The organism is Rhizobacter sp. P3_B12 (genome assembly GCF_056402895.1).
Genome location: NZ_JBFUGN010000210.1, coordinates 1 through 7,770, shown reverse-complemented (window position 1 = coordinate 7,770; position 7,770 = coordinate 1). Strand labels below are relative to the sequence as shown.

The following is a 7,770-nucleotide window of genomic DNA, read 5'->3' as shown; positions in this document are numbered from 1 at the left end:
CAGCCGGGATGACGCACAACGGCAGCTGACGCGGCGGCAGGTCAGCGTGGGCGCGGTCCTCACCAAGCCGGTCACGCCCTCCACGCTGCTCGACGCCTGCGGCGAGGCGCTGGGCCTGGCACATCCCCGTGCGCCGCGCGCGACGCAGCGCCAGGAGGCCTTGCTCGGGCACCAGGCGCGCCTGCGCGGCGCGCACATCCTGCTGGTGGAGGACAACGCGATCAACCGGGAGATCGCGCTCAGCGTGCTGGGCGAAGCCGACATCACCGTCAGCGTGGCCTGCGATGGCCGCGAGGCGCTCCAGGTGCTTGCGCACCAGCAGGTCGACGGCGTGCTGATGGACTGCCAGATGCCGGTGATGGACGGCTACGAGGCCACGCGCGCGCTGCGCCAGCAACCGCAATGGCAGGACCTGCCGGTGATCGCGATGACCGCCAACGCGCTGGTCGGCGACCGCGCGAAGGTGCTGGCGGCCGGCATGAACGACCACGTCGCCAAGCCGATCAACGTGGGCGAACTGTTCGCCACCCTCGCCCGCTGGATCCGGCCGGCCGCGGCGGCCGCGGCGGCAGCGGACGACTCCCCGGCGATCGACCGGCCGGCCGGCATCGCCGCCACGATGGGCGACGAGGACCTGTACCTGCGGCTCATGCGCATGTTCCGCGACCGCGAGACCGACTTCGCGCAACGCTTCCGGGCCGCACGTGCGACGGGTGACATGCCGACGGCGATGCGCATGGCGCACGACCTCAAGAACGTCGCCGGCACGCTGGCCGTGCGCGCCGTGCACCAGGCGGCGACGGAACTCGAGCGGGCCTGCATCGACGAGGTCGACGACGCCGGCGTCGAGCCGCTGCTGGGCCGTGTCGAACGGCTGCTGCACCCGGTCATGGCCGAGTTGCGCGCGCTGGGCTGAACGCCGGGCCCGGCGCCCGCCTCATCGCCCACGCTTGGCGTCGTACCAGAGTTCGGGCCGGTTGGAGGGCGTCCCGGGCGTCAGCAGCGGGTTGCGCAACTCGATCACCGTGCGCGTCTCGAGGCGCGCCTTGCGCAGCCACTCGCCGAAGTACTGCTGGAAGAGCTTGTCGAAGGAGCCGTCGGCGATGGCTTTCTCCAGGCCGGCCTGGATGTCCTGCGCGAGCCGGGTGTTCTTGCGGTTCACCATGAAGTAGGCGTCGTAGAAGTAGTGCAGGGCGAGGCGCGGCTCCACCTCCAGCGTGTCGGCATTGAGGGCCTGCTCTTCCCAGATCTCCATCATGCTGCGCGGGAAGTAGTCGAAGCGCTTGCCGGTCAGCATCTTGAACAGGCCTTCGTACTTCGGCGCGGTGATCACGTCGATGCCGTTGGCCCGCAGGATCTGCGTGTCCGGCCATTCCTGCCCCTGCGCGAGCCGCAGCCGCTTCAGGTCGTCCAGCGTGTCGATGCCCGCGACCAACCCCTTGTCGCCCTTGCGGATCAGGCCCAGCCGCCAGCCGAGCAGGCCCTTGTTGATCGGGATGTAGACCGGCAGCAGGCGCGCCTCGCGCTCGGCGGAACTCGGGATGGGGCCGACGTCGATGCTCCGGCCGGCCTCGATCTCCAGCACCTGCCGCTCCTGGTTCATCGGGGTCTCGGCCGCCTGCATGCGGTACTCGGTGCCGCTCTTCGACAGCGCGAGCTGCAGCAGTTGCAGCGCGTAGTCGTAGCGGTGATCGCCCTCGAACTCGGGCTTCGGGACGCGGACGATCTCCACCGCCGAAGCGGCCAGGGGGACTGCGAACAGAGGGACTGCGAACAGATGGGCTCCGAACAACAGGCAGGCCACCCGGCGAGACACCATGCGCATGATCATCTCCTCGTCCTTGCGGACGCGCATCGATGATACGCGTGCAAGGCGGCACGCCTGCTCCATACTTGCCGCGGTGCGCGAACTCGAACAGATCCTGATCCTCTTCGTGGCCGCCGTGGTGCTGGCCGCCGCCGCTCGCCGCGCGGGGGCGCCGTACCCGGTCTTCCTCGCCATCGGCGGCGCGCTGCTGGCGCTGATTCCAGGCGCACCCCAGGTGAGCCTGCCACCCGACCTGGTGCTCGCGCTGTTCGTGGCGCCCATCCTGGTCGATGCCGGCTACGACGCCTCGCTGCGGGATCTCCGGGACAACTGGGCGCCGCTCGCCAGCCTGGTGATCGTCGCGGTCGGCCTGACCACGGCCGCGGTGGCCGTCGTGGCCCATGCGCTCGTGCCGAGCCTGCCGTGGGCCGCCGCAGTGGCGCTGGGCGCGATCGTCGCCCCGCCCGACGCGGTGGCCGCCACGGCCGTGCTGCGCCCGCTGCGCCCGCCGCAGCGCATCCTCGGCATCCTCGAAGGCGAAAGCCTGCTGAACGATGCCAGCGCGCTGCTGATCTACCGCCTCGCGGTCGGCGCCGTCGCCGCCGGCGGCTTCTCGGTGCAGGCGGTGGCCCCGACCTTCCTGCTGGCCGTGCTGGGCAGCCTGATCGCGGGGCCGGCGCTGGGCTGGCTCGCGCAGCGTCTTCTCGAGCGGGTGCAGCACATCCCGACGGCCATCGTCCTGCAGTTCGTCGGCACCTTCACCGTGTGGCAGGTGGCCGAGCACGTGGGGCTCTCCGGCGTGCTGACCACCGTCTGCTTCGCGATGACGCTGGCCCGGATGGCGCCGGCGCGCATCCCGGCGCGCATCCGCATCCCCACCAACGCGGTGTGGGCCACCGTCGTGTTCGCGCTGAACATCTTCGCGTTCATCTTCATCGGGCTGCAGGTCCGTCCGATCCTGGTGGAGCTGGCGCCGGCGGCGCGCGAGCAGTACTTCGGGGTGGCGGCCGCCGTGCTGGCCACGGTCATCGGCGTGCGCGTCGCATGGCACATGAGCTTCAACGCGGTGGTGCGCTGGCGCGACCGGCGCCACGGCTTTCACCCGCCGCGGCCGATGCTGCGGCCCACCGTGGGCAGCGGGCTGGTGATCTCGTGGGCGGGCATGCGCGGCATCGTCACGCTGGCCGCGGCGCTCGCGCTGCCGGAGGGCTTTCCGGCCCGCGACCTGATCGTGCTGACGGCCTTTCTCGTGGTGCTGGGCACGCTGCTGATCCAGGGGTTGACGCTGAAGCCGCTGCTGCGCGCGCTCAAGCTGCGCGACGGCGACCCCGTTGCGCACGAGGAGCATGCCGCCCGCCAGCGCATGCTGGACGCGGCCTTCGCCCAGTTGCCGCAGGAGCAGTCCGCGGCCGGGGACCTGGTGCGCAAGAACCTGAAGATGCACCTGGGCCGGCCGCTGCACGGCAGCGAGAGCCCGTTCGCCTCGTTCGGCGCCGAATACGACAGCGGCTACCGCGCCGCGCTGCAGGCCGCCCGCCACGCGCTGCTCGCCATGCGCGAGGCCGGCGAGATCGGCGACGACGCCTTCCACAGCCTGGAGAACGACCTGGACTGGCTGGAGGTGTCCGATCCGCTGCGCGCCGCGAATGCGGACGCGACGGGGTAGGGCCTGAATCCCTGGCGCCTCGGCTATCGAGGGCTTGAGGCAGCCCCCGGGATCGGCTCCAGGTGCGCCACCGACGCTTCGCCCGTGGAGGCCGCATGCCTGACCCTGAAGACGCAGTCGGACCGTGGCAGGCCTTCGGGGCCGGGGTCGACATCGAACTCGCCGTTGGCCAGCGCATGCAGTTCGATGTGCGTCAGCCGCCCGTCGAGCGCGAACAGGATGGCCATGTGGGCCGCAGGCACCGACTCGTAGCGCACGACGCGGTCGCAGAGGTTGCGGTTCGCGCTCAGGAACCGGCAGATCGCCTCGCGGGTGGTGCCGGCCTTGAACAGGTAGAGCCTGTCCCAGCCGAACGAGGTCAGCCGGCCCAGGTCCAGCTCCTTGCTGGACGGCTCGTTGGCCACTTCGCCGATGCGCTCGCTGATCTGCCCGGCCGCGTTCGGCGCCAGGTTGCAGCCCGCCAAAGCACCGATGAGGAGCAGCACGCTCGACAGACAACGAAGGGTCGGCACGCCGGATCGATGGGTCTGTTCTCTTTGCTTCATGCCGTCATTCTTGCCGACACCGGATCGCCATCCGCCTCAACCCGCGTCGACGCGGAAGCCCAGCCCCCGCAGCGCCACCCGCGTGCCCGCCGCCGCGAGCAGCCGGCGGAAGGCCTGCACCGGCGCTCGCTCGAGCCGCGCCTTCGGCACGATGAAGTCGTAGCGCTCCTCCTGCACGGGAATGAACCCCAGCCCGTACTGGCGCGCGACGGTGTCGATCGCCATGCCCCAATCGGCGCGCCGCTGCGCCACCGCGACCGCCACGGCGTTGTGCGATTTCGTCTGCACCCCGTGGCCTGAGGGGCGGGCCGCGCCCAGCAAGCGATCGATCACCACGCGCGTGCCGCTGCCGGCATTGCGGTTGACCATCACGCAGTCGCGGTCGCCGGTCACCACCGCGACCGCCTCGTCGAGGCTGCGCCCCTCGAAGCGGGCATCGCCCGGCCGGAACACGATGCCCTGCATCCGCCCATAGCCGGGAATCAGTTCCAGCGCATCGGTCAGCAGCGGCCGGTTGTACTCGCCGCTGGCCGGGTCCATCAGGTGCATGCCGGCGATGTCGCACTCGCCGCGTTTGGCCGCCATCAGGCCACCGCTGCTGCCCACGTTGAGCGACTTGACGCGCCAGCCCTCGCCGATCATCTGCCCCGCCAGCCAGTCCAGGCCGACGCAGTGGCTGCCGATCAGGATCAGGTCCGCCGGTTCCAGGCCCTGCCCCAGCAACTGCACGTCGACGCGCTCGCCGGCATCGAGCATCTCGGTGTGCTGCGGGATCGTGATGAAGCCGTCCGCCGTGCTGAAGGTGGTCACCGAGCCCGAGCCCTTGCCCATCGGGTAGGCCGCGAGGCCGTCGTCCGTGCGCACCAGCCCGACCAGCAGGTACTCGGTGCGGCCGCGCTCCGAGTTCACGCGCATCGGCAGCGTCGCGCCCACCGTTTCCTGCCGGTCGGGTGGCAGGCCCGCGAAGGCGCGCAGCACCGGCGCGAGGAACTCGTGGAAGGTGAAGATCGCCGAGGTCGGGAAGCCCGGCAGGATCACGACCGGCTTGCCGCCGGTGACCGCCAGGCACACCGGCTTGCCGGGCTTCAGCGCCACGCCGTGCGCGACGATGCCCGGATCGGCCAGCCGGCCGACGACGCGATACGACAGGTCGCCTTCGCCTTTCGACGTGCCGCCCGAGAACACCACCGCATCGCACGCCAGCCCGCGCGCCAGCGCCGCGCTCAGCGCGGCCTCGTCGTCCGGAATCACCCCCAGGTGCACCGGCCGGCCGCCCAGCTCCTCGACCGCCGCGCCGATGATCGCGGCGTTGGAGTCGTACACGGCACCGGTGCGCAACGGCTGCCCGGGCGCGACGATCTCGTCGCCGGTGGAGAAGATCGCGACCCGCGGCGCGCGATGCACCGGCACCTGCGCCAGGCCGAGCGCCGCGAGCACGCCGATCTCGCGCGACGTGAGGCGCTGGCCCGCGCGCAGCACCGTCTCGCCGCGCGCGATGTCGGTGCCGGCGTAGCTGACGTTCTCGCCCGCCGTTGCCGCCCGGCTGATCTCGACGCGGYCCTCGCCGCGCAGCTCGGTGTGCTCGACCATCACGACCGCGTCGGCCCCGCGCGGCAGCATGCCGCCGGTGGCGATCGGGGTGGCCGTGCCCGCCGCCACCGTCACCTGCGGCACGATGCCCGGCCGCAGCACCTCGTCGTTCAGCTGCAGCGTGCGGGCCCGCTCCTCCTGTGCGCCGTGCGTGTCGGCGGCCTGCAGCGCGAAGCCGTCGACGTTGGAACGGTCGAAGCCCGGCACGTCGATGCCGGCCACGATGTCCTCGGCCAGCACGCGGTGCAGCGCGGCGCCCAGCGCGACGCGCTCCTGCCCGAGCGGCGCCAGCTTCAGGTGCCGCTGGAAGCGCTGCGTCGCCTCGTCGCGCGTGATGACGTCCAGGAACTGCGATTGCGATGTCGGTTTCATGCGGGGCCCGGGGCTCAGAGGGTGAGAGTGAATCCGGCGTGCTCGAGCAGCCCGTCCAGGCGCGCCCAATCAAGGCGCAAAGCGCAGCCGTAGCTCGGGCTACGGCGAGCATTTGCAACGCGGAGTGGGTGCGTCTGGGCGGGATGAGCGGGCATGGCGGATTTACTCTCACCCTCTCAGTCGTAGAGGTGGAGGGTGAGCTCGGTGCCGGGGCCGTAGCCTTCGCTCTCGGCCGGCACGACGACGAAGCCGTCGGCGCGCGTCGTCGACGACAGCACCGACGCGCCGGACACCGCCAGCGGCTCGACCGCGTCGCCCTCCAGCCTGACGCGCACGTAGTCGACGCGGCCCACGGCCGAGACGATCTTGCGCGCCACCGTCACCCGGCGTTGACGGTAGGGCCACTCGGGGCCGCGCCCCGCCAGGCGGCGGATCGCGCGCCCGGCGAAGAAGTCGTAGGCACACAGGCACGACACCGGATTGCCCGGCAGCAGGAACACCAGCGTCTCGCCGATGCGGCCCATGCCCGCGGGGCTCGACGGCCGCATCGCGACGCCATGGATCGCGAGTTCGCCCAGCTGCGCCAGCAGCTGCGGCGCGTGGTCCTCGCTGCCGACGCTCGATCCGCCGGACACCAGCACGACGTCGGCGCCTGGCGCCCTCATGGCAGCGCCGATCGCCGCGGCCTCGTCGCCGAGGCGCTGGTGGCTCTCGAGCTCCGCGCCGTCGCGCGCGATGAGGCCGCGCAGCAGCACGGAATTCGCGTCGTAGATCTCCCAGGGCCCCTTCGGCGCGCCGGGGGCCACGACCTCGTTGCCGGTCACGAGCAGCCGCACGCGCGGACGCCGCACCACGCTGACCTGCGCGAAGCCGAGCGAGGCCGCGAGGCCGCCGTCCTGCGGCCGCAGGTGGCGGCCGGCGGGCAGCACCGTCGAGCCGGCCTGGATGTCCTCGCCGACACGCCCGACGTGCTGCCACGGCGACACCGGTCGCGTGATCGCGATGCGCCCGGCGGCCTCGGTGGCGTACTCGGCCGGGATCACCGCATCCAGGCCGTCGGGCAGCGGCGCGCCCGTCATGATGCGCACCGCGGTGCGGGCCGGTGCCGTGCCATCGAACGGCCGACCCGGCATCGCCTGGCCGAGCACGGGCAGCTCGATCGGGTTGTATTCGCCGGCGCCGTCGGTCTCCGCGCCGCGCAGCGCGAAGCCGTCCATCGCGGCGCGCTGGAAGGTGGGCACGTCGATGGGGGCGACCAGGTCGGTGGCCAGCACGCGCCCGGCGCTCTCCTCCACCGCCACGGGCTGCGCGGGCAGCGGCCGCGCGCCGGCCCGGCCGTCGACCCAGGCCTGGGCCGCGCCCACCTCGCTGCGCTGCGCGAAGCCGTGCATGCGCACGTCCTTCGTCGGCGCGGGTCTTGGTGTCATCTCCAGGGCAGCTCTCCTCGCAGGAACTGCGCGGCCTCGCTCGGCAGCGCATCGTCGGTGAAGAACAGGTCGACCGGGCGCTCGACGACCACGCGGCCGCCTTCCAGGTAGGCCACGCGGGTCGCCAGGCGCTTGGCCTGGCCGAGATTGTGCGTGCTCATCGCGATCGTCACGCCGGTGTGGGCGATCTGCTCGATCAGCGCCTCGACCTCGCGCTTCGCGCCGGGGTCGAGGCTCGCCGTGGGTTCGTCGAGCAGCAGCAGGTCGGGCTGCGTGGCCCAGGCGCGGGCGAGCGCCAGGCGTTGCCGCTGCCCGCCGGACAACGCGCGGGCCGGCCGGGCGGCCTGGCCGTCCAGCCCGACG

General features: G+C 72.3%; 7 protein-coding genes. 2 read left to right on the top strand and 5 right to left on the bottom strand.

Going from position 1 to position 7,770, the window contains the following annotated elements:
- Positions 1-916 (top strand): response regulator (locus tag AC1D01_RS13630; RefSeq protein ID WP_477867017.1); only part of this gene is annotated, 916 nt, incomplete at its 5' end.
- A gap of 21 nt (positions 917-937) precedes the next feature.
- Here the strand turns inward: AC1D01_RS13630 and AC1D01_RS13625 are convergent.
- Positions 938-1,825 carry a substrate-binding periplasmic protein gene (locus tag AC1D01_RS13625; protein WP_477867015.1) on the bottom strand — a complete coding sequence of 296 codons (888 nt, stop codon included), beginning with the start codon at positions 1,823-1,825 and terminating at the stop codon, positions 938-940.
- 76 nt (positions 1,826-1,901) lie between these two features.
- On the opposite strand from AC1D01_RS13625, the gene AC1D01_RS13620 reads away from it, so the two are divergent.
- Positions 1,902-3,473 (top strand): cation:proton antiporter, encoded by a 1,572-nt coding sequence (locus AC1D01_RS13620; RefSeq protein ID WP_477867013.1) that lies wholly within the window; start codon positions 1,902-1,904, stop codon positions 3,471-3,473.
- A 23-nt stretch (positions 3,474-3,496) separates the two neighbouring features.
- Here the strand turns inward: AC1D01_RS13620 and AC1D01_RS13615 are convergent, their stop codons facing one another.
- The 4 genes from AC1D01_RS13615 to AC1D01_RS13600 form a co-directional block, all read right to left on the bottom strand.
- Positions 3,497-4,018: a hypothetical protein gene (locus AC1D01_RS13615; protein WP_477867011.1), complete on the bottom strand. Its 522-nt coding sequence runs from the start codon at positions 4,016-4,018 to the stop codon at positions 3,497-3,499.
- A gap of 36 nt (positions 4,019-4,054) precedes the next feature.
- Positions 4,055-5,980: a molybdopterin biosynthesis protein gene (locus AC1D01_RS13610; RefSeq protein WP_477867009.1), complete on the bottom strand. Its 1,926-nt coding sequence runs from the start codon at positions 5,978-5,980 to the stop codon at positions 4,055-4,057.
- Positions 5,981-6,156: 176 nt separating this feature from the next.
- Complete coding sequence (locus tag AC1D01_RS13605) at positions 6,157-7,407, bottom strand: molybdopterin molybdotransferase MoeA (protein WP_477867007.1); 1,251 nt, start codon at positions 7,405-7,407, stop codon at positions 6,157-6,159.
- The coding region (locus AC1D01_RS13600; protein ID WP_477867005.1) for an ATP-binding cassette domain-containing protein at positions 7,404-7,770 on the bottom strand (367 nt) is incomplete at its 5' end. The genes AC1D01_RS13600 and AC1D01_RS13605, both read right to left, overlap by 4 nt.

Coding starts and splice junctions, on each gene's coding strand:
- AC1D01_RS13625 (WP_477867015.1), bottom strand. CDS start 1,825: ATGCGCATGGTGTCTCGCCGGGTGGCCTGCCTGTTGTTCGGAGCCCAT.
- AC1D01_RS13615 (WP_477867011.1), bottom strand. CDS start 4,018: ATGAAGCAAAGAGAACAGACCCATCGATCCGGCGTGCCGACCCTTCGT.
- AC1D01_RS13605 (WP_477867007.1), bottom strand. CDS start 7,407: ATGACACCAAGACCCGCGCCGACGAAGGACGTGCGCATGCACGGCTTC.